The sequence below is a fragment of the Prauserella sp. PE36 genome (assembly GCF_003311655.1).
GTDB lineage: Bacteria > Actinomycetota > Actinomycetes > Mycobacteriales > Pseudonocardiaceae > Prauserella_A > Prauserella_A endophytica.
The window spans coordinates 26,165-49,092 of sequence record NZ_QEQT01000111.1; the positions used below are offsets into that span (position 1 = coordinate 26,165).

26 protein-coding genes are annotated in these 22,928 nt (G+C 69.3%); 14 read left to right on the plus strand and 12 right to left on the minus strand.

The window, feature by feature from the left end; translation table 11 throughout:
- Positions 1-55: 55 nt before the first annotated feature.
- Complete coding sequence (locus tag DI005_RS36770) at positions 56-511, minus strand: MarR family winged helix-turn-helix transcriptional regulator (RefSeq protein WP_113645094.1); 456 nt, start codon at positions 509-511, stop codon at positions 56-58.
- A gap of 96 nt (positions 512-607) precedes the next feature.
- On the opposite strand from DI005_RS36770, the gene DI005_RS36775 reads away from it, so the two are divergent.
- The 5 genes from DI005_RS36775 (at position 608) to DI005_RS36795 (ending at position 4,966) form a co-directional block, all read left to right on the plus strand.
- Complete coding sequence (locus tag DI005_RS36775) at positions 608-1,573, plus strand: ring-cleaving dioxygenase (protein WP_112264644.1); 966 nt, start codon at positions 608-610, stop codon at positions 1,571-1,573.
- Entirely contained in the window at positions 1,570-2,181 is a 612-nt protein-coding gene (locus tag DI005_RS36780; protein WP_113645095.1) for an alpha/beta hydrolase, read from the plus strand. Before DI005_RS36775 ends, DI005_RS36780 begins: the two co-directional genes overlap by 4 nt.
- A 363-nt stretch (positions 2,182-2,544) precedes the next feature.
- Positions 2,545-2,871 carry a hypothetical protein gene (locus tag DI005_RS36785; RefSeq protein WP_112264640.1) on the plus strand — a complete coding sequence of 109 codons (327 nt, stop codon included), beginning with the start codon at positions 2,545-2,547 and terminating at the stop codon, positions 2,869-2,871.
- Positions 2,872-2,894: 23 nt separating this feature from the next.
- Entirely contained in the window at positions 2,895-3,635 is a 741-nt protein-coding gene (locus tag DI005_RS36790; RefSeq protein ID WP_199543541.1) for an Abi-alpha family protein, read from the plus strand.
- Between the two features lie 71 nt (positions 3,636-3,706).
- Positions 3,707-4,966 carry a DUF445 family protein gene (locus DI005_RS36795; protein WP_113645097.1) on the plus strand — a complete coding sequence of 420 codons (1,260 nt, stop codon included), beginning with the start codon at positions 3,707-3,709 and terminating at the stop codon, positions 4,964-4,966.
- Here DI005_RS36795 and DI005_RS36800 read toward each other — a convergent pair whose 3' ends face one another.
- The 5 genes from DI005_RS36800 to DI005_RS36820 are packed head-to-tail and all read right to left on the minus strand — an operon-like array spanning position 4,967 to position 10,436.
- Positions 4,967-6,325, minus strand: coding sequence for a glycogen debranching protein (locus tag DI005_RS36800; RefSeq protein ID WP_233520446.1), 1,359 nt, complete (start codon positions 6,323-6,325; stop codon positions 4,967-4,969).
- Positions 6,322-7,398 carry an ABC transporter ATP-binding protein gene (locus DI005_RS36805; RefSeq protein WP_113645098.1) on the minus strand — a complete coding sequence of 359 codons (1,077 nt, stop codon included), beginning with the start codon at positions 7,396-7,398 and terminating at the stop codon, positions 6,322-6,324. The genes DI005_RS36800 and DI005_RS36805 overlap by 4 nt, the downstream gene beginning before the upstream one ends.
- Before the next feature lie 12 nt (positions 7,399-7,410).
- Positions 7,411-8,289, minus strand: coding sequence for a carbohydrate ABC transporter permease (locus DI005_RS36810; RefSeq protein ID WP_112264632.1), 879 nt, complete (start codon positions 8,287-8,289; stop codon positions 7,411-7,413).
- Positions 8,286-9,125, minus strand: coding sequence for a carbohydrate ABC transporter permease (locus DI005_RS36815; RefSeq protein WP_228714261.1), 840 nt, complete (start codon positions 9,123-9,125; stop codon positions 8,286-8,288). The genes DI005_RS36810 and DI005_RS36815 overlap by 4 nt, the downstream gene beginning before the upstream one ends.
- Positions 9,126-10,436 carry an ABC transporter substrate-binding protein gene (locus DI005_RS36820; RefSeq protein WP_113645099.1) on the minus strand — a complete coding sequence of 437 codons (1,311 nt, stop codon included), beginning with the start codon at positions 10,434-10,436 and terminating at the stop codon, positions 9,126-9,128.
- Between the two features lie 78 nt (positions 10,437-10,514).
- Between DI005_RS36820 and DI005_RS36825 the strand changes: the two genes are divergently transcribed.
- Positions 10,515-11,705, plus strand: a complete 1,191-nt coding sequence (locus DI005_RS36825; protein WP_113645192.1) for an ROK family transcriptional regulator — start codon at positions 10,515-10,517, stop codon at positions 11,703-11,705.
- Here the strand turns inward: DI005_RS36825 and DI005_RS36830 are convergent.
- Entirely contained in the window at positions 11,687-12,373 is a 687-nt protein-coding gene (locus DI005_RS36830) for an alpha/beta fold hydrolase (protein ID WP_113645100.1), read from the minus strand. The genes DI005_RS36825 and DI005_RS36830 overlap by 19 nt on opposite strands.
- Complete coding sequence (locus DI005_RS36835) at positions 12,370-12,870, minus strand: pyridoxamine 5'-phosphate oxidase family protein (RefSeq protein WP_112264626.1); 501 nt, start codon at positions 12,868-12,870, stop codon at positions 12,370-12,372. The genes DI005_RS36830 and DI005_RS36835 overlap by 4 nt, the downstream gene beginning before the upstream one ends.
- Before the next feature lie 71 nt (positions 12,871-12,941).
- Here DI005_RS36835 and DI005_RS36840 point away from each other — a divergent pair, with 71 nt between their 5' ends.
- Entirely contained in the window at positions 12,942-13,595 is a 654-nt protein-coding gene (locus DI005_RS36840; protein ID WP_112264624.1) for a helix-turn-helix domain-containing protein, read from the plus strand.
- A gap of 23 nt (positions 13,596-13,618) precedes the next feature.
- Here DI005_RS36840 and DI005_RS36845 read toward each other — a convergent pair whose 3' ends face one another.
- Positions 13,619-14,167: a glyoxalase superfamily protein gene (locus DI005_RS36845; RefSeq protein WP_369973661.1), complete on the minus strand. Its 549-nt coding sequence runs from the start codon at positions 14,165-14,167 to the stop codon at positions 13,619-13,621.
- 425 nt (positions 14,168-14,592) lie between these two features.
- On the opposite strand from DI005_RS36845, the gene DI005_RS38430 reads away from it, so the two are divergent.
- Positions 14,593-14,742: a hypothetical protein gene (locus DI005_RS38430; RefSeq protein ID WP_158303229.1), complete on the plus strand. Its 150-nt coding sequence runs from the start codon at positions 14,593-14,595 to the stop codon at positions 14,740-14,742.
- A gap of 123 nt (positions 14,743-14,865) precedes the next feature.
- Positions 14,866-15,372 carry a DUF664 domain-containing protein gene (locus DI005_RS36850; protein ID WP_112264622.1) on the plus strand — a complete coding sequence of 169 codons (507 nt, stop codon included), beginning with the start codon at positions 14,866-14,868 and terminating at the stop codon, positions 15,370-15,372.
- Between the two features lie 12 nt (positions 15,373-15,384).
- Here DI005_RS36850 and DI005_RS36855 read toward each other — a convergent pair whose 3' ends face one another.
- Positions 15,385-15,777, minus strand: a complete 393-nt coding sequence (locus tag DI005_RS36855; RefSeq protein ID WP_113645102.1) for a cupin domain-containing protein — start codon at positions 15,775-15,777, stop codon at positions 15,385-15,387.
- A 50-nt stretch (positions 15,778-15,827) separates the two neighbouring features.
- On the opposite strand from DI005_RS36855, the gene DI005_RS36860 reads away from it, so the two are divergent.
- On the plus strand, positions 15,828-16,796 hold the full coding sequence (locus DI005_RS36860; protein ID WP_113645103.1) for a helix-turn-helix domain-containing protein: 969 nt from the start codon (positions 15,828-15,830) through the stop codon (positions 16,794-16,796).
- Here DI005_RS36860 and DI005_RS36865 read toward each other — a convergent pair.
- Positions 16,793-17,371, minus strand: coding sequence for an HhH-GPD-type base excision DNA repair protein (locus DI005_RS36865; protein WP_113645104.1), 579 nt, complete (start codon positions 17,369-17,371; stop codon positions 16,793-16,795). The genes DI005_RS36860 and DI005_RS36865 overlap by 4 nt on opposite strands.
- A 295-nt stretch (positions 17,372-17,666) precedes the next feature.
- Positions 17,667-18,932: a glycerophosphodiester phosphodiesterase family protein gene (locus DI005_RS36870; protein ID WP_147263937.1), complete on the minus strand. Its 1,266-nt coding sequence runs from the start codon at positions 18,930-18,932 to the stop codon at positions 17,667-17,669.
- A 334-nt stretch (positions 18,933-19,266) separates the two neighbouring features.
- Between DI005_RS36870 and ectA the strand changes: the two genes are divergently transcribed.
- The 4 genes from ectA to thpD all read left to right on the plus strand — a co-directional run bounded on the left by ectA (position 19,267) and on the right by thpD (position 22,575).
- Positions 19,267-19,818 (plus strand): diaminobutyrate acetyltransferase, encoded by a 552-nt coding sequence (gene ectA, locus DI005_RS36875; RefSeq protein WP_112264612.1) that lies wholly within the window; start codon positions 19,267-19,269, stop codon positions 19,816-19,818.
- 53 nt (positions 19,819-19,871) lie between these two features.
- A complete protein-coding gene (ectB, locus tag DI005_RS36880; protein ID WP_113645106.1) occupies positions 19,872-21,125 on the plus strand; it encodes a diaminobutyrate--2-oxoglutarate transaminase in 1,254 nt (417 codons plus the stop codon).
- Between the two features lie 33 nt (positions 21,126-21,158).
- Positions 21,159-21,551 (plus strand): ectoine synthase, encoded by a 393-nt coding sequence (locus tag DI005_RS36885; protein WP_110343203.1) that lies wholly within the window; start codon positions 21,159-21,161, stop codon positions 21,549-21,551.
- Between the two features lie 121 nt (positions 21,552-21,672).
- Positions 21,673-22,575 (plus strand): ectoine hydroxylase, encoded by a 903-nt coding sequence (gene thpD, locus DI005_RS36890; protein ID WP_112264608.1) that lies wholly within the window; start codon positions 21,673-21,675, stop codon positions 22,573-22,575.
- The last annotated feature ends 353 nt before the right edge of the window (positions 22,576-22,928 follow it).

Consider the following 22,928-nt stretch of genomic DNA (forward strand, 5'->3'; position numbering starts at 1 on the left):
CGCCATGCTCCGCCGCCGTTTCCGCTGGTGACAACGGCTGTTCCCGGTGCGTTTTTCAGTCGGCGCCGTTGACCTCGCGCAGCGTTCGCATGGCTTCGGCGAGTGACTCGGATGCCTGCGGGCCGAGCGGTTCGAGGACGGTCCTGCGCAGGACGTCGGCGCACGCCTTGCGTGCCTGTTCGGCGACATCGAGCCCGTGTTCGGTGAGGCACGCGTAGGTGACGCGGCGATCGTCCGCACTGGGTACCCGGCAGATGAGGTCGGCGGCGGCGAGACGGTCGGCGACCTTGGTGAACCCGCCGCTGGAGAGCGCCGCCTCCTTGGCGAGCCGGGTCATCGGCATGCGGTGATCGGGGGAACGGATGAGTCTGAGGATGATGTCGAACGAGGCCGGGGCGAGGCCGAACTGCTCGGCGATCTCGCCCATCAGCCGGTCCTGGGTGGCCAGGTATCCCTCGATGACCAGGCCCCACCAGGTCACGATCTCGTCGTCGTCGGGTTCGGTCGGCACGCCCCGAGTGTACCGCAGTTGTCTTCCGGAAATATATCTTGCGCGCGAGATGTTATGGAGTTAGCTTTGAAGCACCCGCTCCCAAGGAGGGACGCCATGTCGTTCAAGACCAGCGGCCTGCACCACGTCACCGCGATCGGCGGAGACCCGCAGCGCAACGCCGACTTCTACCTGCGCACGCTGGGGTTGCGGCTGGTGAAGACCACCGTCAACTTCGACGACCCGGGTACCTACCACCTCTACTACGGCGACGAGTCCGGCAAACCGGGCACGCTGCTCACGTTCTTCCCCTGGCGCGACGCGCCCAGCGGCCGGATCGGCACCGGTCAGGCCACCACCACGTCGTTCTCGGTGCCCGAGCACTCGCTCGGCTGGTGGAAGCAGCACCTCGAGGTCTCCGGCGTGACGACGAGCGAGGTCACCAGTCGCGACGAGGAGGAGGTGCTCACCTTCCGCGACCCCGACGGCCTTCAGCTCGCGCTCGTCGCCCACCAGCAGGGCGACCCCCGCGACCCGTGGGACACGGCGCTGGTGCCTGGTGAGCACGCCATCCGCGGCCTGCACTCCGTGACCATGTCGGTGTCGCGCGAGGACGCCACGGCGGGCACGCTCACCGAGGACCTCGGGCTGACGTTCTCCGAGCAGGACAGCAACCGCTTCCGGTTCACCGCGGGCGACGGCGGCCCGGGCGCGATGGTGGACGTGCTGGTGACGCCCGACGCGCCGAAGGGCCTGGTCGCCGCGGGCACCGTGCACCACGTCGCGTGGCGGGCCCCGGACGAGGAGACCCAGGTCGGCTGGCGGGAGGCCCTGGTCGACCGCGGGGTGGGCGTCACGTCCATCCTCGACCGCCAGTACTTCCGGTCGATCTACTTCCGTGAGCCGGGCGGCACGCTGCTGGAGATCGCCACCGACCAGCCGGGCTTCTCGATCGACGAGCCGCTGCTGGAGCTGGGCCGTGCGCTCAAGCTGCCGCCGTGGCTGGAGCCCAACCGCGAGCAGATCGAGGCGACGTTGCCGAAGCTCGACCTGCCCAGCGAGAACAACCCGGTGCGGGTATGACCGCGCTGTCGCTCGACCACAGGTTCGTGGAGGGCGAGGACGACGCGCCGGTGCTCCTGCTGCTGCACGGCACGGGCAGCAACCCGGACGACATCCTCGCCCTCGGCAAGGAGCTGAGCCCGTCGTCGCCGATGCTCGCACCGGCGGGCCCGGTGTCCGAGCACGGCGCGGCGCGCTGGTTCCGCAGGCTCGCGGAAGGTGTCTTCGACACCGAGGACGTGCTGTTCCGGGCCGAGCAGCTCGCCGAGTTCGTGCTCGCGGCCCGGCGGGAGTACGGGTTCGGGGACCGCAGGTTGGTGGCGGCCGGGTTCTCCAACGGCGCCAACATCGCGGCGGCGGTGACGCTGCTGCGGCCGGACGTGCTGACCGAGGCGGCGTTGTTCGCCGCGATGCTCCCGGTGCCCGATCCGCCTTCCCGTCCCCTGAGCGGAACCCGCGTTTTCCTCTCCAACGGCAGGCAGGACCCGATGGCCCCGCTGGCGTCGAGTGAGCGGCTCGTGGCGCTGCTGCGGGAACGTTCCGCGGAGGTCACCGAGAACTGGCATCACGGCGGCCACCAGATCACCCTGGCCGGCCTCGAAGCCGCGAGGACCTGGCTGACCCCCTGAGCCAGGTCCTCGCCCCTGCAGTGAAGGCCACCATGCCTGCGCCCGCCCGTCTCCCACCACCACCCAAACGGAGACGCTGCGCGCCGCAGTGTTGATTCCCACGCAGTGATGGTGGCCTTCACTGCATTTGGGTTAACCCACCCGAGCATGATCCATTCGCGGTTCGCATTCCGGGCGAATGTCCGAATTGGTGCGGCTCAACGGACTAAGCGGCAATGCGCGATTCGGGGCCGCTGCATTTTCGCGAACTATGCTGTTTACGCTTTCGGAGGCTCGGGGGAAGGTGCACGATGAACTTCGGTGACATGGTCGACTGCCCGCGCTGCCACGGCTCGGGGCTCGGACCCAACCGAAAGGACCCTTGTGGCAACTGCGGAGGACTCGGGCAGGTCCCGAAGTAGCGCGGGCGAGGACTGCCCGCTCTGCCACGACACCGGCACCTTGTCCTGGCAGCAGCCGCAGCCGACCTCCGGCGTGCTCCGCACGATCGAGATGCCCTGCCCCCACGGGTGTGGCGAGCACTGGAAACACCCAGAGGCCGAACGCGACCGCGTGGTCGAACAGCCGGACACCACCCCCGACCGGGTCCGGGGCAACGCGGACGAGGCCAACAGCATCGGCGCCGAGTTCATCAAGGGTGCGCTGCGGAACTGGGGTTTCCTCGACGGCGAGCAGGACCGTCCGAAGTAGTACGGGCAAGTAACATCCCCTGCGTGGACTCGGAAGACTTGGTGCAACGTGCCGGCAGGATCGCGGGCTGGGCCGCGCGCACGGGCTACTCGCTCGGCAGGCGGCTGCCCGGTGCCGACAGCGCCGAACGGAGCCTGCGGACGCTCGAGCAGAAGGCCCTCGGGGAGCTGCGCCGACGCCTCGAAGGCGCCGGCGACCCCTACCTCGCCACGCTCAACCAGGCGCCGTCGACCGGCAGAAACCTCACCAACGGCCAGGTGAAGGGCCGCGCGGTCACCGTCGTGACGCCCGACGAGCCGCTGCGCGTCGCCATGGCCGAGCTGCTGAACCGGTCCACCGGCCTCGACCGCGACCGCTCCCGCGACTACCTCTACGCGGTCATCCTCCGCCAGCTGACGCCCGACGAGGCCCGCATCCTGGCCGCGCTCGCCGACGGTTCGCCGTTCCCGCTGGTGGACGTCGCCGAGCGCACCGGCCTCGGCGGCGCGGGACGGGTCGTGCTCCGCAACGCCTCGACCGTCGGCAAGGCGGCCGGGGTGACCCTGCTCGACCACGTGCCCGCCTACGTCACCCGGCTCGTCGGCCTCGGCCTGGCCGACATCGACGAGGAGGCGCCCGCGCTGAGCACGCAGTACGAGATCCTGCTGACCGACGACACGGTGCGGGTGGCCGAGCAGCTGGTCAAGCGGCCGCGGTTTGTCCGGCGCACCGTGCGGATCTCGCCGCTCGGGGTGAGCTTCTGGCAGGCCTGCGCGCCGAACTGAGTGCGGGTGCGATCCGGTGGCCGTCATGTGATCATGGTCACCCACATCGGTGAGGATGTTGGTGGTGCGTGATGGACGAGTACCTGCGGGGAATCGCCGACGACTTCCTGCGGTACTGGCCCGTGTACTGCTCCATCCCGGTGGTCGCCGCGCTCATCGGCTACGTGACCAAGCTCGTCGCGATCCGCATGATGTTCCAGCCGCTGAACTTCACCGGGCTGCGGCTGCGTGGCAAGCCGTTCCTCGGCTGGCAGGGCATCGTCCCCAAGCGCGCAGCGCGAATGGCGAGCATCGCGTGCGACACGATGACCCAGCAGCTGGTCACGCCGCGCGAGGTCGTGGAGCGGCTCGACCCCGAGCGCATCGCGAAGGAGATCGAGCGGCCGCTGCTCGCCGCCACCGAGGAGATCGTCACCGACATCGCGGCCGAGTACCAGCCGGGGCTCTGGGACGCGCTGCCCGAACGCGTGCGCAAGCTCGTGGTCAGGCGGGTGCAGGCCGAGGCGCCGAAGATGGTCGCCTCGGTCATGGAGGCGATCAAGAACGACGTCGACTCCGTGTTCGACCTCAAGGACATGGTCGTGACGAGCCTTGTCAAGGACAAGGCGCTGCTCAACCGCATCTTCCAGGAGGCGGGGCACAAGGAGTTCCGCTTCATCGCGCGTTCCGGACTGCTCTTCGGCGGCCTGATCGGCATCGTGCAGATGGTCGTGTGGCTCGTGTTCCGGATCCCGCTCATCATGCCGCTGTTCGGCCTGTTCATCGGCTGGTTCACCGACTGGCTCGCCCTCAAGATGATCTTCCGGCCGAAGGAGCCGACCCGCTACCTCGGGCTGTTCGAATGGCAGGGCCTGTTCATCAAACGGCGCGCCGAGGTCTCCGAGGCCTACGCCGCGCTCATCGCCAGGGAGATCATCACCCCGCACAACGTGATCGAGGCCGTGCTGCGCGGCCCGTTCTCGGACAAGGTGGTCACGTTGATCCAGCGGCAGGTCGACGCGGAGCTGGCGAAGCAGGCGAGCTTCGCGAAGCCGCTCGTGGTCATGGCCATCGGCAGCAGGCGCTATCAGGAGATGAAGGAGCGGATCGCCGATCAGGTGATGGCTCGGCTGCCGGAGACGCTGCACTACATCGAGGACTACGCCGAGGACGCCATGGACATCCGCAACACGCTGGTGACCAAGATGAAGCAGCTCGACGCCGACGAGTTCGAGGGCCTGCTGCGGCCGGCGTTCCAGCAGGACGAGTGGATCCTCATCCTCACCGGAGCGCTGCTGGGCGCGGCGTGCGGTGAGCTGCAGGTGCAGCTCGTGCTGCAGCTGACGACGTAGTCAGACCCCGCAGAGCCAGTCGAGCACCACGGCCGCCGTCCACGATTGGTTGGTGCTGCCGAGCGGCTTGCCGGTGAACGGCTCGTAGTACTCGCCGAACGAGCCGTCGGAGACCAGGTGCACGCCCTGTGCCCGGAACTCGCTCGCGTGGCGAGGCCAGTTGCGCTGCTCGAAAGCCCAGCCGAAGAGCCACGTGACCACCGGCCACTGCGGACCGCGCCAGTAGCGCTTCGCGTCGAAGTCCGGCGACGACGGCGAAACCGACGGCGGCACAGCGGCCAGCAGGTCGGGGTGCCCCGACCACGCGGGGCTGTCCAGCGTGGACATCAGGCGAGACTCGACGTCGGCGGGCAGGCCGCCGCACAGCAGCGGCGAGAACCCGGCGATGGTCTCGGCCGAGAGCCACCGCCCACCGCGGATGTCGCGGTCTCGTGCCATGCCGGTCTCGGGGTGCGCGCTCAGCGCCACGGCGGCCCGGGCCCGCGTCGCCCACATCCGCAGCTCGGCGATCTCTTCCGCGTTCTGGTCCAATTCCTCGCCGAGGCCGGCGAGTGTGTCGCATGCCAGCGCGAACACGGCCGTGACGAACACGTCGCCGACGAGGAAGCCAGAGGTCTCCACGACCCGGTCGGGGTGGTAGTCGGCGCGCCGCATCTGCTCGATCAGCCACAGGTAGCGGTCGTACTCGTCGTCGCTCGGCCGCTCGCCGGGGTCGTCCACCTGCAGCAGGTCGAGCCGCATGTAGGGCGGCAGATCGGGGCCGGGCAGCACCGCGGCGTACGGCTCGTCCCAGCGCGGCGAGTTGTCCATTCCGGACTCCCAGCCGTGCACGATCGCGACGAGCCCGCTGGCGTCCGGCATCCGGTGCCGCACGATCCAGCGGTGCCAGCGGTAGAGCGAGGACCACGCCCGCTCGGCGAACGCCTCGGCCACCTCGGCGTCGTCCTGCGAGGTCTTCCGCGCGATCTCGACGATGCGCCGCACGGCGATCGCATGTACAGGAGGCTGGCAGATCCCGGAGGTACGCACGCCGTGCGGGCGCTGCGGCGCCGCGTCGGTGCCCCAGCGGTCGGGTCCGGGGAAGTAGTCGGTGTCCTGGGTGAACACGATGTGCGGGATCATCCCGTCGCGCCACTGCGCCGCCAGCAGCGTGTCCAGCTCGGCGACCGCGCGGCGCACGTCGAGGTAGGCCAGGCCCATCGAGATGAACGCCGCGTCCCAGCTCCACATGTGCGGGTACAGCTTGGGGGAGGCGGTGACCAGGCTGCCGGTGTCGTTGTCGCGCAGCACGAGCGCGGCCCTCGCGGCCAGGCTCGCGGGGTGGAAGTGGACGGCGCGGTGGCCCGCGGCGGTGATCACCGGACCTCCAGGAGCAGACTCGTTTCGGGGTCGTACCAGCGGCACGCTTCGGGCGGGATGCGCAGGCTCAGGCTCCCGCCGGGCTCGGCGCGAAACGTCGGCGGCGCCTGCACCTTCACCGGCTGGCCGCAGATCTCCGTGGTCAGCAACGCCGAGGAGCCGAGCGGTTCCAGCACCTGCAGCTCGCCCTGCAACGCGCCGTCGCCGCCCGCGACCTCGATGGCCTCCGGTCGCACGCCGAGCTTCAGGGTCCGGCCGGCGAAGGTCGACAGCGCGTGCGGCACGGCGAGCGACTGCCCGCCGAGATCGAGCTTGGAGCCGTCCCGTTCGACCGTGCCGGTCAGGAAGTTCATCGGCGGGCTGCCGAGGAAGCCGCCGACGAACTCGTTCGCGGGGTCGTCGTAGACCGCGGTCGGCGCGTCGCACTGGGCGATCCTGCCCTCGCGCATCACCGCGACGCGGTCGCCCAGCGACAGCGCCTCGACCTGGTCGTGGGTGACGTAGAGCGTGGTGGTGCCGAGCTCGCCGACGAGCTTCTTCAGCTCGGCGCGGAAGGACAGCCGCAGCAGCGCGTCCAGGTTGGACAGCGGCTCGTCCATGAGCAGCACGTCCGCGTCCATCACGATCGCACGGGCAACCGCGACGCGCTGCCGCTGTCCCCCGGAGAGCTTGGCGGGGTAGCGGTCGAGGTAGGGGCTCAGCTGCAGCAGATCGGCGGCCCACTCGACCTTGCGGCGCACCTCGGCAGCGGGTGTGCCACGCACGCGCAGGCCGAAGCCGATGTTCTCGGCGACATTCTTGTTGGGGAACACGGCGTAGGACTGGAACACCATCGACAGGTTGCGCCGCCTCGGCTCCAGGTAGGTGACGTCCTGGTCGCCGATGACGATCTGCCCGGAGTCCGGCAGCTCCAGCCCGGCGACCATCCGCAGCAGAGTCGTCTTGCCGCAGCCGGAAGGGCCCAGCAGCACCATGAACTCACCGTCGGCGACCTCCAGCGAGACCTCGTCGGTCGCGCGCACCGTCGCCCCCGCGTAGGTCTTGACCAGGTCCCGCAGGACGACCTCAGCCATGGTCGGTCTCCCTCATCGCAGCGTCGTTCCCCACATGTTCACGAGATAGCGCCGCATCACGGCGATGAACACCAGTGCGGGCAGGATCAGGGCGAAGCCGCCCGCGAAGCGGTAGGCGGTCGAGGCCTCATCGAGTGCGGTGAGCACCTGCGCAGGCAGGGTGCGGTGGCTGAGCGTCACCACGGTCGCGCCGAGGATCTCGTTCCAGGACAGGACGAACGTGAAGATCGACGACGCCGCGAGCCCCGGGAGCGCGAGCGGCACCACGACCTTGCGGGCGGCCTGCCAGCGCGTGCACCCGAAGACCTGCGCGGCCTCCTCGAGGTCGGTCGGCACCGCCACGAAGATGCTCGCCGTGATCAGGACGGTGGTCGGCAGCGCGAGCGTGGTGTGGACCAGCGTCACGGCGAACACCGTGTCGTAGACGTCGAGCCGCAGGAACATCGTCGCGAGCGGCACCGAGAGCACCACGATCGGCAGCGCCCGCACCAGAAGGATGAACACCTGGTAGGAGTCCTTGCCCCGGAAGGCGTGGCGGGCGAGCGCGTAACCCGCCGGTGCGCCGACCACGAGCGACCAGAACACCGTGTAGACGCCGACGAGCACGGAGTTGCCCAGCGCCGGAATGGTGCCGGTCGCCTCGAAGAACGCCAGGAGCGTCTCGAAGGAGTACTCGCTGGGCAGGAACGGCTTCGGGAACTCGGCGAGCGCATCCCGGGAGGAGATCGCCGAAAGCCCGATCAGCACGATCGGCAACGCCATGAACAACGTCACCGCGATGCAGGCGGCCTGCACCCACGCCGCCTGCCTGCGCCGCCGCTTCAATGGTGCCGTGTCGACAGGCGGCAGGGTCCGCCCGGCGGCCTCGGCCGGGCGCGTCTCCGTGCTCATCGCGCCCCCTCCGGCTGGCGGACCGTGCGCAGGTACAGCACCGCGGTGCCCAGCGAGATCACCAGCACCACGAGTGCGACCGCGCTCGCGACCGCGGGGTTCTGCAACACCACGTACCACTCGTAGGTCTCGCCGACGAGCAGCGGGAAGTCGCGTCCGGTGAGTGCCTGCGCCACGGCGAAGGCCTGCAACGCGAGGATCGTGCGCAGGATCAGCGCCACCTGAAGGCTCGGGCCGAGCAGTGGCAGGGTGACGTGCCGCAGCCGCTGCCAGAAAGTCGCGCCGAAGACCTGCGCGGCCTCGTCGTACTCGCGCGGGATCATCTGCACGCCTGCGACCACGATCACGAACACCAGCGACGTGGCCCGCCACAGTTCCGCGATCACGACGGTGAGCAGCATCGTGGCGGTGTTCTCGTAGTTCAGCCACTGCACGCCGTTCTCGGACAGCCCGAGCGAGACCAGCAGCGAGTTCAGGTAGCCCCGGTTGTCGAAGATGGACAACCACACGAGACCCGCGGCCAGCTCCGAGATCGCCAGCGGAACGCACCACAGGTAGAAGTGCCCGCTCGCGAACCGTGGCCGCGCCTGCATCAGCAGCGCCATGCCGACGGCGAGCACCACCTGCACGGGCACCACGATGACGATGAGCAGCAGCGTGTTGCGCAGCGCGCGCAGGAAGTACGGGTCACCGAAGAGGCGTTCCCAGTGCGCGAGGGTGAAGCCGTCGGCGCCGGTGAACGCCGAGAGGACGCCCTGCACGAGCGGCCAGCCGAACAGCGCCACCATGAGCACGATCGACGGCAGCAGCAGCAACCACGGCGAGCGCAGGCGCACCTACATCACCTCGCAGCGCTCGGCGGCGGGGTCGGGGGCCCAGCACGGCACCTTCAGGTCGTCGAGGATGCCCTGCAGCACCCGTGCCTGGCCGTCCAAGGTGGACCGGATGTCGGCGCGGTCGAGCACGATGGACCGAAAGGTGTCCTGGAAGACCTTGCTCACCTCGCCCTCTCTGGTGCCGAGCCCGACCGGTGGCAGGGACAGGATGCTGTCGGCGGCCTCTTGCTGTCGCTTCACGGCCTCGGCCTCCAGCTTGATCGCGGGAGGCAGGTCCTCCGGGATCTCGGCCGCCACGGCGGGGAAGAAGCTGTTGGAGCGCAGCAGCTCCACCTGTGTGTGCGGTTTGCTCAGCTCGTCGATCGTGCGCCGGGCCAGGTCGGGGTCGGTGCTGTCCTTCGGGATGGCGAGCCCGGCGACCACGGCCATGTAGCCGAGCCCGTGCGGACCCCGCGGTGAGGGCAGCATTCGCCAGTTCCGCGGGTCTCGCTCCGGCGCGTCGACCAGGCGGACCACGTGGTCCCACGCCATGCGTACCTCGCCGGTCTCCAGCGGCTCCTGCATGAAGTCGTACGTTGTGCTCGCCGGGCCGCAGTTGGCCCACAGCTCGCGCAGGTACTCCCACGCCGTGGCGGCCTCGCGCGAGCGGAACGTCGTGATCTGGCCGCCGGTGAACGACGGGAGGAGGTAGCCCTGCGTGAACCGGTGGAGCAGCCCTTTCGGGCCCGCGGGCAGGCCGAGCATGGGCCGGTTGCCGTTGGCGCGCCGCGCGGCGATGGCCCAGTCGAGGAAGTCGTCGTACGTCAGCGCGTTCTCGTCGGCGCCCGCAGGCAGATGCTGGAGCGCGTCGGCGTGCGCGGCGAGCACGTAGCTCGCGTTGGCCCACGGGATGTACCAGGTTCGGCCGGTGCCCGCCTTGGCGAGTTCGAGGTACTCAGCGGGCCAGCCCCGGTCGCCGAGTCCGGCGAGCAAGTCGGTGACGTCTTCCAGGTAGCCGTCCGCGAGCGGGGCCAGGTCGCCGTGCAGTCCGCCGAGCAGGCCGATCTGCGTTGAGCCTGCGTCGATCTGGCTGCGGACCTGACCGGCGAACGGCCCGTCCTCGATGGTCACGTAGCTGACTCCCGCGACCGTCTCGCCGAGCAGCGAGCGGAACGCCTCGGCTTCGTCGACCGGCCGGAACTGTGTCGACAGGAAGATCATGCCGCCGTTGCCGGTGGTCGCGAATCCGGTGCAGGCGGAGGCGGACAGAGCGAGCGCGCCGAGACCCGCGGCGCGCAGGAAGGCACGGCGGTCGAGGCCGGTCCCCGGCATGTATGCCCTCCCGCGACGTTACGAACTTTTGTCAGGTTGGTTAACGTAAGTTCTCTGAGGGATATTGTCAACGTGCTCGTGACCAAGTCGACGCAGACGAGTCCCACCTCGCCGGGACGCGTTCTCGGCGTCCTGCGCGCAGAGGGACCGCTGACCCGCCAGGAACTCCAGGAACGGGTCGGCCTGTCGCGGGTGACGATGGTCGAGCGGCTCGACGTGCTGCGCCGCCTCGGTCTCGTCCGCGCGTCCGGGCACCGCGAATCCAGCGGCGGCAGACGTGCCGAGGTGCTCGAGGTCAACGACACCGGCCGCACCGCGCTCGTCGCCGACCTCGGCCAGAGCCACGCGACCCTCGCCGTGACAGACCTGCGCGGCACCGTCTTCGCCCGCGACGACCATCGCCTGCCCGTGCGCCACAGTCCGCAGGAGGTGGTGCCGGTGCTGCTCGACGCCGGCCGCGACCTCCTGAACCGGACGGACAGGGCCGACACCCTGTGCGCCATGGCGCTCTCCGTGCCGGGCCAGATCGACCACGAGCGTGGCGTCACCGTGGCGCCGCCCACCATGCCCGACTGGAACGGCAAGCCCCTGCGCGAACCGTTCGCCGAAGCGTTCGGCGTGCCGGTGCTGCTCGAGAACGACGCCAACGCGCTCGCCCTCGGCGACTACTACGCCATGGGCCGACCGGACTCCGCGCTGATCGGTGTGAAGGTCGGCACCGGGATCGGCGCGGGCGTGGTGATCTCCGGCCGCATCCACCGCGGTGAAAGCGGCTCCGCCGGCGAGATCGGCCACATGCGCATCGAGGGCAGTGAGCAGCGGTGCAGCTGCGGCCGCCGAGGGTGTGTCGCCGCCAGCGCGAGTGGCCAGGCCCTGACCCGAGACCTCCGCTCCACCGGTGTCCGCACCCTGGCCGACGTTGTCCGCAGGGTTGGCGAGGGTCGTGGCGACGCCGTCCGCGCCGCCGCGGAGGCCGGCCGCCTCGTTGGCACGGTGGTGGCCACGATGGTCACCATCGTCAACCCGCGCTACGTGCGCGTGGGTGGCGCGATCGGAGTGTTGCCGCCGTTTCTCGAGGCCCTACGGCGCACGGTTGAGGCCAACGCCCATGCGAGTGCGTTGCGCAACCTCGACATCGAACCGTCCCAGCTCGGCGAGAACGGCGCCTTCGTCGGCCTCGCCGGTCTCGTGGCCGACGAGATGTTGTCCCCCGCGACGGTCGACGCGATGGTGGCAAACCTGCCGCCGGCTCAGCCGGAGCGCACGTAGTCGAGCAACCTCCTCGTCAACTCGTGCGGCCGGGCCAGCGCGGGCAAATGGCCGCCGTCCATTTCGTCGGGCACGATCCCCAGTCGCTCCCGGACGACGCGGCGCTGGAAGTCAGCGGGGAACAGCCGGTCGTCGCGGCACAGCAGGAACCTGGTCGGCACGTCCGGCCACGCGGCCAGCGGCCACGGCTTCTCGAACGGCGTGTCGGACGGGTTCCGCTCGCCCCGTTCGAACGCCTCCGCGGTGACGTCGGCAGGTACGTCATGGAAGAACAGCTCGAGAGGATCGAAGTCCACGGTCCTGCCGTCGCGCTCGGCCTGCTCTCGCTGCGCACGTTCCTGACCGGTGGCGGCCCACCATTCGCCAGGCGACTCGCCCGGCTTCGGCGTCATCGCCGCGACCAGGACGAGCAGGCTGACCGGCACGCGCTCGCACACCATCGGGGCGACGAAACCCGACATCGACTGCGCCACGAGCACGACGTCCTTCCGGTCGCCGATCGCCTCCACCACCACGTCGGCGTACTCCGCCAACCCGGAGGCGTCGTCCGTCCACGGCAGGTCGGGGGTCAGGACATCGAAGCCCTCCGCGCGCAGCGGCGGGGCCACCAGGTGCCAGTACCACGAGTCAGTGCCCGCGCCGGGCAGCAGCACGAACGTCGCACTCACGACACACCTCCCAGCACGCCGGGAACGCGGGTCTGGAAGTCCAGGACCCCGACCCAGGTCGGCAAGACGGCGATCCTGGCCATGCGCGTGCCCGGCCGGTCGACCTCGGCCAGCGTCGCCGCCGCCTGCTCCTCACCGTAGTAGCGCCGGTGTGCCAGGGCGTACTCCTCGACGACACCGTCCACATCGGTCACCTCGGCTCTGCCCCTGATCAGCAGTATCTCCGGGGGAACCGTCGCCGTGTCGATGGTGATCGCCACGTCCGGCCGTTCTCGCAGGGCCGCGATCTTGTGTGCGCCCGCGAACGTGGACATCACCACCTCGGCACCGTTCCAGTGGAACAGCATCGGCAGCACCCGGGGTGTGCCGTCTCTCGCCGTATAGCCGAGCCGGGCGAGCTCCGTCGAATGCAGTAACCGCTGGGCGACCGCGCTCTCCAGCAGGGCAACGTCGCCCTGGGGCAGGGTCTCGATCTCGGTGGTTCGCGGTGTGGTCATGACGCCTCCTCTGGCTTGTGGTCCTAAATTAGCACTAGCCAGTCCTGATTGTGAAGTGTAAGTTCGGAGGCATGTCAGGCAAGCGCACTTACGACGACCCGTGCGGCCTCGCCCGCGCTTTGAACCTGGTCGGGGAACGCTGGGCCATGCTCGTGGTCCGGGAGCTGCTGAACGGCCCGAAGCGGTTCACCGATCTGCGTGAAGGGCTGCCGCACGCCAGCCAGAACGTGCTCTCGACCCGGCTGCGGGAGCTCGAGGAGTCCGGGATCGTGCGCCGGCGCAGGCTGGGGCCGCCGGCGAGTGCGTGGGCCTATGAACTGACCGAGCGCGGGCAGGGGCTCGAGCCCGCCCTGCTCGCGCTGGCCAGGTGGGGTAGTCGCACGCCGATGACGTCGGACGCCGAACTGAGTCCGGATGCGCTCGTGCTCGCGTTGAGGACGACGTTCGACGTGCAGGCCGCGGCGGGGCTGCGGTTGGGGGTGGAGCTGCGGGTCAGCGGCGACGTGTTCCACGCCGAGGTCGCCGAGGGGGATCTCACCATGGGGCGCGGGTCGGCCGAGGAGCCCGACGCCGTCATCGAGACCGGTGCCGCGACGCTGCGCTCGGTGGTGTTCGGGGGCCGGGAACTCACCGAGGCGCAGCGTCACGGAGAGGCCAAGGTCGAGGGCGACGACGAGACCGCTCGGCGTTTCGTCGAGCTGTTTCCCCGGCCGGCGGTGCGTTAGGCGCTCACGAAGCGAGAGGAGGTTCAGGAACGAGCGGGGATCTGCTGCACAGCCCAGGAGTTGCCGTCCGGGTCGGAGAAGAACACGAACCGGCCCCACGGGAAGTCCTGCACGTCGCTGACGTCGACACCCCGGCCAGCGAGCTCGGCGCGTGCCGCCTCGATGTCGGAGACCACCACCTGCAAACCCTCGGCGGAACCCGGCCGCATCTTCGAGAGCCCCTTGCCGATGGCGATCGAACAGGCGGAGCCGGGCGGGGTGAGCTGCACGAAGCGAATGTCGTCGTTCACGGTGTGATCGTGATCGGCGTTGAAGCCGACCTTCTCCACATAGAAAGCCTTCGCCTTGTCCACATCAGACACCGGAACACTGACGAGTTCGAGCTTGAAGTCCATGGTCACCACTCCTTGTCGTTGTCGGTGCGACCACGCTATGCGTGATTCCGGCCAGTTTCTGGCCGCAAGCAGCTCGTCTGGCATGGATTCGTCGACGGCCTCGATCGCGACGTCGGGGCCGCCGCTCGCTCGCGATCCGCCGAGCTCCTCGGCGCAGACACACACGCCGGTCGCCACGTCCGGCCGCACCAGGGGTGCGCCGGCGCAGCGCAGACCCAGCTGCCGGTCGCGCGTGTGGGCGAGCGGCCTCGGGCCTGTCCTCGGACGCCGGCGGAGAAGAGCAACGCGCGGGACGAACAGGGGGTCGTAGGCGGGGTCGAGCGCAGGGGTCGTCTGCCACGCCCGCCTGCCGTGAGAGGCCTCGCCGACCGTCGTTGATCTCGACCGAATCCGGTGTGGGAGCGCTGAACCCGCACTCGGCGTCGGCGAGCTCGACGGGGTCCTGCATCGCCACCGAGCGGTAGTCGACGTACATCGGATCGTGGCAGTGCGGCGCAGCCTTCGGTGGGACTGCGGACCGCGAGCCCGTCGGTGTCGGTTTCGGGCCGCTTGGCGCGTGGGGCGAGCGGGTCGAACGGGGCCGCTCGACGCGGGTGCCCTCGGTGGTGATGGTCGGCGTGGTGGCCCACGGCCGCGTCGCGACCGCCGCGCTGAGCGGCGTCCCGTCCTGGCTCGATCCGGAGACCGTCGGGTCGCGCACCACGCGCGGACCTCGCGCTCCGCCCCGTTCGGCCGCCGCGAGCACCCGGTGAACCGCAGGGTCCGCCGGCGCCACGGCGACGAGCGGGCGAGGGCGGTGAACCGCAAGCGGGGACCGAGCGGGGCACGTCCTGAAGTGTGCGGCAGCCCGCGTCCCGATCAAACACAATTGAGCCATGGGAAGTGTGGAGCTACTGAAGGACGCGTTCGGCCGCATCCGGGAGGAGGTGCACGCCGCTGTCGACGGATTGACAGGGGAGCAGCTGGCCCACCGCGTCGACAAGGACGCGAACTCGATCGCGTGGCTCGTGTGGCACCTGACGCGGGTCCAGGACGATCACGTCGCCGACGTCGCCGGCCTCGATCAGGTCTGGACCGCGAAGGGCTGGGCCGACCGGTTCGGTCTGCCGTTCCCGGCAGGTGACATCGGCTATGGGCACTCGAGCGCCGACGTCGCGAAGGTGCGGGTCGGCTCGCCGCAACTGCTCGTGGACTACCACGACGCCGTGTGCGAGCAGACGATCGGCTACGTGGAGGGGCTCTCTGACGATGACCTGGAGGTCGTCGTCGACGAGAACTGGGACCCTCCGGTGACGCTGGGCGTCCGGCTCGTCAGTGTCATCGGCGACGACCTGCAGCACGTCGGGCAGGCCGCGTTCGTGCGCGGCATCGTGCTCCGCTGAGCGGCGGCGTTCCTAGCCGCTGAGCGCGTGCCCGGTGGTGGCGTCGACGTGGCCGGGCAGCTCGTCGTGGCGGTCGCCGACGGAGAGGGTGCCGGTCGGCTCGAACAACAGCAGTGAGGCGCCGTCCTTCGAGAACGGTTTGTGCTCGGTGCCGCGGGGCACGACGAACACCGCGCCCTTGGGGAGCACGACGGATCGCTCGCCGGACTGCTCGCGCAGAGCGATCGTCAGCTCGCCGTCGAGGACGAGGAAGAACTCGTCGGTGTCGTCGTGTGCGTGCCACACGTGCTCGCCCGCGACCTTGGCGACACGGACGTCGTAGTCGTTCACCTGTGTCACGATGCGCGGGCTCCAGAGCTGGTCGAACGTAGAGAGCGCGGCGGTCAGTTCGATCGGTTCGGTCATGGCTCCATCCTCGTCAGCGGAGCCCGACACGTGGGTGCTAGGAATCGCATATGTCGCTTGATTCCTCGCACGCGCCGCACCGCGTTGTGGCGATCGTCGACGACGGCTCGAATCCGTTCGAGCTGGGCGTGGCGACGGAGCTGTTCGGGCTGCGCAGGCCCGAGCTCGGCCGGGACTGGTACGAGTTCGTGCTCTGCTCGGCGCGGCCGGCCGTTCGCATGCACCTGGGCATGTTCACGCTGTCCGAGGTCGCCGGGCTCGACGCGGTGGAGTCCGCGGACACGGTTCTCGTGCCGAACCGGCCTGATCCCGAGGTGGAGCCCGCGCCCGCCGTGCTCGACGCCGTGCGCGCCGCGGCCGACCGGGGTGCCCGGTTGCTGAGCTTCTGCACCGGCGCGTTCACGCTCGCCGCGGCGGGTCTGCTCGACGGGCGCAGGGCCACCACGCACTGGCGGTGGGCGGAGGTCTTCGCCGCCCGGTTCCCGTCGGTGCGGCTGGAACGGGACGTGCTCTTCGTCGACGACGGTGACGTGCTCACGGCGGCGGGCAGCGCCGCCGCACTCGACCTCGGGCTGCACGTGGTCCGGCGCGACCACGGTGCCGAGATCGCGAACGCGGTGAGCAGGCGGCTGGTGTTCGCCGCGCACCGGGACGGCGGTCAGCGGCAGTTCATCGAACGGCCGGTGCCCGAGGTACCGGACGCGTCGCTCGCACCGGTGCTCGCCTGGGCTCAGGCGCGGCTGGACCAGCCACTGACGGTCGCCGACCTCGCCGCTCGGGCAGCCATGAGCCAGGCCACGCTGCACCGCCGGTTCCGCGCCGAACTCGGCACGACGCCGCTCGGCTGGCTCACGGCCGAACGCGTGGACCTTGCGTGCAGGCTCATCGAGCGTGGTGAGCAGCGACTCGACGTCGTGGCCTCCCGCAGCGGGCTGGGCAGCGTGGCCAACCTGAGGGCGCGGCTGCGCAGGCGAACCGGGCTGAGCCCGACGGAGTACCGCAAGCGGTTCGCGAGCTAGCCGGCGCCCTTGGCCGCGGCCTTGGCCGCCTTCTTGAAGTCGCGGACCTCCGCGAGGGTCTCGGCGCTGGTGACGTCGGCGATCGACCGGCGCGAGCCCTCCTCGCCGTAGGCGCCCGCCGCCTCGCGCCAGCCCTCCGGCGTCACGCCCAGCTGCTTGCCGAGGAGCGCAACGAAGATCCTGGCCTTCTGGTCGCCGTAGCCCGGCAGTGCCTTGACCCGCCGGAGCAGTTCCTTGCCGTCCGGCTTGCCGGACTTCCAGATCCTGTCCGTCTTGCCGTCGTAGTGCTCGAGGACGTGATTCGCCAGAGCGTGGACTCGCCGAGCCATCGATCCGCCGTAGCGGTGGATGGCAGGCGGCTCCACGCACAGCTCGACGAACTCCTCGACAGGGGTATCGGCGATCTTGGTGATGCTGAAGCCGTCCATGCGGTCCGCGATCTTCTTCGGCCCCATGAACGCGTGCTCCATCGGGAACTGCTGATCGAGGAGCAGACCGGTGAGCAGCGCGAAGGGGTCGCTGCTGAGCAGCTTGTCGGCCTCGGCGTCGCCGGTGAGGCGCAGCTTCTTGGGCATGGCTCCATCGTCGCACGTGGCGTGGACGCGGACCTATGCGCGCGGGCACCCGGCCCGGAGAGGAGGCGGCTCGACACGGCGAACCCGTGCCGCGCACACCGGCACGGCACTGGCGCTCGAAAGGTCGCCGCGAGCGTTCGCCGGTCCTCCAGGGCTCAGCGCCGGCGAGGGTCGGCGGCAGCGGCCAGATGTCCGCCCATGGCGGGACGGATCACCACGGTGTCCAGGTCGTCCGGACAGGCGTGACGGGGCACCGGGCCGGGGTGCGACGTGGGGTCACGCCGCACCCCACCGGTCACGGGACGATGTAGGAGTGGGTGTCGAGCACCCGGTGGCCCGGCGAGTAGAGGGTCACCGTGTCGCCGCCGGTGTTGTTCAGGAACCCGGCGGTCAGCCCGTTGTAGACGGCGTCCGGGCGGTTCGTTCCCGGACCGGGGTAGACCCGCAGCAGGCTGCCGGGCTGGATCGTGAAGCCCTCGCCGATGCGCAACAGGTTGCTCGCCGCGTCGCGCACGTAGTGCCCGCTCACGTCGATCGGCCTGGCCGTGGTGTTGCGCAGGGTGACGTGCTCGCCGGTCTCCGGCTGGACGTCGTCGCCGCTCGGGTTCGGGAAGACGTGGTCGACGACGACGGCGCCCTGTCCCGGGAACGCGTCCTTGCCCGCGCGCACGCGCAGCGCCGTCTCCGGGTGGTTGGTGACCACCCAGTCGTACCGCTGGTGCAGGGCCATCTCGATCTGCGCGGGACTGTCCACCGGGTCGCTGAACACCTTGAGCCCGCGCGCGTGCGCCCGGTCGATGTCGGCCGCGGTCGTCACGCGCGGGTGGGCGAACACTCCCACTGTCCAGCCGGCGAGCGCGTCGAGCATGGCGTCGTCGAGCATCTTGCCGCCGGTCAGCACCGCCAGCTGCACCTTGGGCGCGACCGCGTGGAACTCCCGCAGAGCGGTCTCGTCGCGGGAGTGGACCTTCACGCGGTAGGCGCCGGAGCGCAGGATCGCGCCGTCGGCGAGCCCGGCCGCCCGCAGTTCCTCGGCGAGCTTCGCACCGACACCGGGGCTGTTCTGCGGCGCTTTGAGCTCCAGCGTCAGCCCTGCGCGGCCGCGGTTGAGCTCCAGCAGCTCGCGCACGGTCGGCACGCGCTGGCCCGCGAAACGGGGGTCGAACCACGAACCCGCGTCGAGCCGCTTGATCTCGGCGAGGGTGAAGTCGCCGACCAGGCCCTGCGCTCGCTCGGGGAACACGGTCTCGACGTCGGTGGTGCGGGCCAGCGTGTCGTCGTGCACCAGCACGAGCTCGCCGTCGGCCGTGAGCTGCACGTCGCCTTCGAGCACGTCGGCGCCTTCCGCCAGCGCGCGCTGGTAGGAGGCGAGCGTCTCCTCGGGCGCGAGGCCGGGTGAGCCGCGGTGGGCGGCGACGACCGCCTGGCGGTGCTTGCCCGGACTCGCAGCCGAGGTGGTGTCGGCGTCAACGGGTCCGAGCGTCGTGATCGTGGTGACGGCGGCGGTGGCGAGCACCGCGGCGGCGAGCGGCACGCCGAGGCTGCGCAGGCGTCGGTTCACGGCAAACCTTTCGGTGGGGATCGGAACCGGTTGATCTTCGAACCGGTCGTTTGCGAATCCCCGACTTCGAGCCGAACCTGGCCGGAACACAGGGTGACGCAGAGTCGCGCTCGGCTGACCCCTCGCGTGCGACGGCGTGTGCCACTACCGTGCTAGACGTGAGCCGCTGAGAGCTCAGCGGCCGGACGTGCTGCGCTTATAGCACACCTGACGCCATGATCGGTACATTTCTGTCGGCATTGTCACATGTGTTTCTGTGTCGTTGCAGGTAGGCGGAGGGTCCGCATCGATCTGGGGCTGAGCGGCGTAACGCACTCTGTTACGTTGCTTGAATATGTCCGGAAAGCACTCAATCCGTGCCAACGGCGATAATCAATCGGCGGGCCACGTGGTGATCGAAAAGCCATCCCGAGCTGATGGTGCCGCCCTGTGGCGAATAGCGCGTGATTCGCAAAAACTTGACCTCAACTCGTCGTACACGTACCTGTTGTGGTGTCGCGATTTCGCTGAGACTTCTGTTGTCGCCAAGGTCGATGGAAATACTGTGGGGTTTGTCATCGGCTATCGCAGGCCCGACGCGCCCGACACCGCGTTAGTGTGGCAAGTCGCGGTCGACGACGCCCAGCGTGGCCGCGGCCTGGCAGGAAAGCTGCTCGACGCGCTGTTCAACCGCCTCGTCGCCGACGGAGTGCGCTACCTGGACACCACGATCACGCCGGACAACGAAGCGTCGATCCGGCTGTTCGGTTCCTTCGCCAAGCGATGGAACGCCCCTCTCGAGCGGTCCGAGCTGTTCGCGGCGAGTGATTTTCCCGATGAGCACGAGCCGGAGGACCTGTTCCGCATCGGTCCGCTCGTGCGAGCCCACGACGAGACTGGGCGCTAGAAAGCGAAAACCCAACAATTGTTTTCGCCCGATAAAGCAGGAGACGAAGCAAGGTGAGCATCTTCGAAACGCTCGAATCCGAGGTGCGCAGCTACAGCCGTGGCTGGCCGACCGTGTTCGATCGAGCGCAAGGCAGTTGGCTCTACGCGGAGGACGGCAAAGCGTACCTTGACTTCTTCGCCGGAGCCGGTGCGCTCAACTACGGGCACAACAACCCGGTGCTGAAGAAAGCACTGATCGACTACATTTCGCGCGACGGCGTGACCCACGCGCTCGACATGTTCACCGTTGCCAAGCGCGACTTCCTGGAGACCCTCAACGAGGTGATCCTCCAGCCGCGCTCGATGGACTACAAGGTCATCTTCCCCGGCCCCGGGGGCGCCAACGCGGTCGAGGCCGCGCTCAAGCTCGCGCGCAAGATCACCGGCAAGGAATCGGTCATCAACTTCACCAACGCCTTCCACGGGATGACCCTGGGCGCGCTGTCGGTGACCGGTAACTCGATGAAGCGCGGCGGCGCGGGCATCCCGCTGGTTCACGCCACGCCGATGCCGTACGACCAGTACTTCGACGGCGCCTACCCCGACTTCCTCTACTTCGAGCGCCTGCTCGAGGACTCCGGCAGCGGCCTGAACGAGCCCGCCGCCGTGATCGTAGAGACGGTGCAGGGCGAGGGCGGCATCAACGCCGCGCGGCTCGAGTGGCTGCAGGGCCTCTCCGAGCTCTGCAAGCGGCACAACATCCTGCTGATCCTCGACGACGTGCAGATGGGCTGCGGTCGCACCGGCCCGTTCTTCAGCTTCGAGGAGGCAGGCATCGAACCGGACATGGTCTGCCTCTCGAAGTCGATCGGCGGATACGGCCTTCCGCTCGCGATCACGCTCATCCGGCCCGACCTCGACGTGTGGTCGCCCGGTGAGCACAACGGCACCTTCCGCGGCATCAACCCGGCGTTCGTCACCGCCACCGAGGCCCTGCGCACCTACTGGCGCGACGACGAGCTGGAGAAGGCCACCAAGGCCAAGGGCGAGCGCGTCGGCGCCGTGTTCACCGAGCTGGTGGAGAATCACCCCGAGGCGAACCTCGTCGCGAAGGGCCGCGGCCTCGCCAGGGGCCTCGAGTTCCCGACCGGCGAGGTGGCGGGCAAGGTCTGCGCGGCGGCCTTCGACCGCGGCCTGCTCATGGAGACGTCCGGTCCCGACGGCGAGGTCGTCAAGCTGCTGCCCGCGCTGACCACCACCGACGCCGAGATCGAGCAGGGCCTGGAGATCATCACGGACTCCGTGAAGTCCGTGCTGTCGCGCTGAGTCAGTTTTCGTACAGGAGAAAGGGAGTACGTTTTGATCGTCCGCACACTCGACGAGGTCACCGACACCGACGCCGACATCAAGACGCCGAACTGGCGGAGCAAGCGCATCCTGCTCGCCAAGGACAAGGCGGGCTTCTCGGTGCACGAGACCACGTTGTACGCGGGTACCGTCAACGACTTCTGGTACGCCAACCACATCGAGGCCGTTTTCGTCGTCGAGGGCGAGGGCGAGATCACGAACAAGGCGACCGGCGAGACCCATCAGCTCAAGCCCGGTTCGCTTTACCTGCTGAACGACCACGACAAGCACCAGGTCCGGCCGAAGACCGAGATGCGCACCGTCTGCGTGTTCAACCCGCCGGTCACCGGGCGCGAGGTCCACGACGAGAACGGCGTGTACCCGCTCGTGGTCGAGGAAGACTGACTGACTGCCGAGACGTCGCGATAGGCGTGCCGGGGTCGAGCGGCCCCGGCACGCCGCATCGCGAACCCCGAGGGGGCACAGAAAACAAACAAAAGAGTGGCACTCGTAGGAGGCGAGTATTTTGACTCTCGCAGAGAGCCGGATTGAGGACAGTTATCCAACCCGTGTGGTCGGTGAGGCGCAGCTGCTCGAACGGGCTGATCCCACAGTGTGGGGCGCCGAGGGAGACGGGCCGTTCGACGCGGCCGGACTCGCCTCACACGAGGCGAAGGGCTACACGATCATCGAGGGCCTGTTGTCGCCCGCCGAGGTGCAGGGTTACTGGCAGGAACTCGTACGGCTCTCGTCGGACTCCCAGCTCAAGGCCGACGAGCGCGTGATCACCGAGAAGAAGTCCGGCGAGGTCCGGTCGATCTTCGAGGTGCACAAGATCAGCGAGCTGATCAGCGAACTGGTGCGCGACCCGCGCATCCTGGACCGGGCAAGGCAGATCCTGGGCTCGGAGGTCTACATCCACCAGAGCCGCGTGAACTACATGCCGGGGTTCAAGGGCTCGGGCTTCTACTGGCACTCCGACTTCGAGACGTGGCACGCCGAGGACGGGATGCCGAAGCCGCGCGCGGTGAGTTGCTCGATCGCGCTCACCGACAACTACCCCTTCAACGGTGGCCTGATGGTGATGCCCGGCTCGCAGCGCACGTTCGTGCAGTGCGTCGGCGCCACGCCGGACGACCACTACAAGGCGTCGCTGAAGGAGCAGGAGATCGGCGTCCCGAGCGAGGATGACATCACCAAGCTCGCCGCCGAGTACGGGATCGACCAGTTCACGGGTCCCGCGGGCTCCGCGCTGTTCTTCGACTCGAACATCATGCACGGCTCGGGCAACAACATCACCCCGTATCCGCGCTCGAACATCTTCCTGGTGTTCAACAGCGTCGAGAACGCGCTGAAGGAGCCGTTCGCGGCCAGCAAGCCCCGGCCGACCTTCATCGGCAGCAGGGACTTCACCCCCGTCACTCGCTGACCCGTGGCCTCCGGGTAAGCGATTGGTAACAAGGCGTGCCGGGGTGGTTGTAGCCGCCTCGGCGCGGCCTGTTACCGTGTCGCACACCTCGTCGCGTTACCGATGAGGTGATCGTGGCCTCAGTGGCGCGGGTGGCTCCTTGCTCGGGGTGAGTCCGCGCCGTCGGTCACGAAGCGAGTACGAGTGAGTACGGCCCCGCGCCACCAGATCGGGACTGGTGGCACGGGGCCGTATTCATGTCCGCCCGAGACCGAGACGCTCGCGATCTCTCCGCTGGTGCTCGCCCACCGGTACCACACCGACCGCGTCTTCACGCTCACCAGCGCGACTACCGGGCGATGACCCCGTTGCCG

Bases quoted from the DNA above. Each gene is read 5' to 3' on its own strand.
- DI005_RS36820 (WP_113645099.1), bottom strand. From the start codon at position 10,436: ATGCCGGGGACCGGCCTCGACCGCCGTGCCTTCCTGCGCGCCGCGGGT.
- DI005_RS36855 (WP_113645102.1), bottom strand. From the start codon at position 15,777: ATGACCGAACCGATCGAACTGACCGCCGCGCTCTCTACGTTCGACCAG.
- DI005_RS36860 (WP_113645103.1), top strand. From the start codon at position 15,828: ATGTCGCTTGATTCCTCGCACGCGCCGCACCGCGTTGTGGCGATCGTC.
- DI005_RS36780 (WP_113645095.1), top strand. From the start codon at position 1,570: ATGACCGCGCTGTCGCTCGACCACAGGTTCGTGGAGGGCGAGGACGAC.
- DI005_RS36840 (WP_112264624.1), top strand. From the start codon at position 12,942: ATGTCAGGCAAGCGCACTTACGACGACCCGTGCGGCCTCGCCCGCGCT.
- DI005_RS36810 (WP_112264632.1), bottom strand. From the start codon at position 8,289: ATGAGCACGGAGACGCGCCCGGCCGAGGCCGCCGGGCGGACCCTGCCG.
- DI005_RS36865 (WP_113645104.1), bottom strand. From the start codon at position 17,371: ATGCCCAAGAAGCTGCGCCTCACCGGCGACGCCGAGGCCGACAAGCTG.
- DI005_RS36850 (WP_112264622.1), top strand. From the start codon at position 14,866: ATGGGAAGTGTGGAGCTACTGAAGGACGCGTTCGGCCGCATCCGGGAG.
- DI005_RS36795 (WP_113645097.1), top strand. From the start codon at position 3,707: ATGGACGAGTACCTGCGGGGAATCGCCGACGACTTCCTGCGGTACTGG.
- DI005_RS36775 (WP_112264644.1), top strand. From the start codon at position 608: ATGTCGTTCAAGACCAGCGGCCTGCACCACGTCACCGCGATCGGCGGA.
- DI005_RS36835 (WP_112264626.1), bottom strand. From the start codon at position 12,870: ATGACCACACCGCGAACCACCGAGATCGAGACCCTGCCCCAGGGCGAC.
- DI005_RS36805 (WP_113645098.1), bottom strand. From the start codon at position 7,398: ATGGCTGAGGTCGTCCTGCGGGACCTGGTCAAGACCTACGCGGGGGCG.
- ectA (WP_112264612.1), top strand. From the start codon at position 19,267: ATGTCCGGAAAGCACTCAATCCGTGCCAACGGCGATAATCAATCGGCG.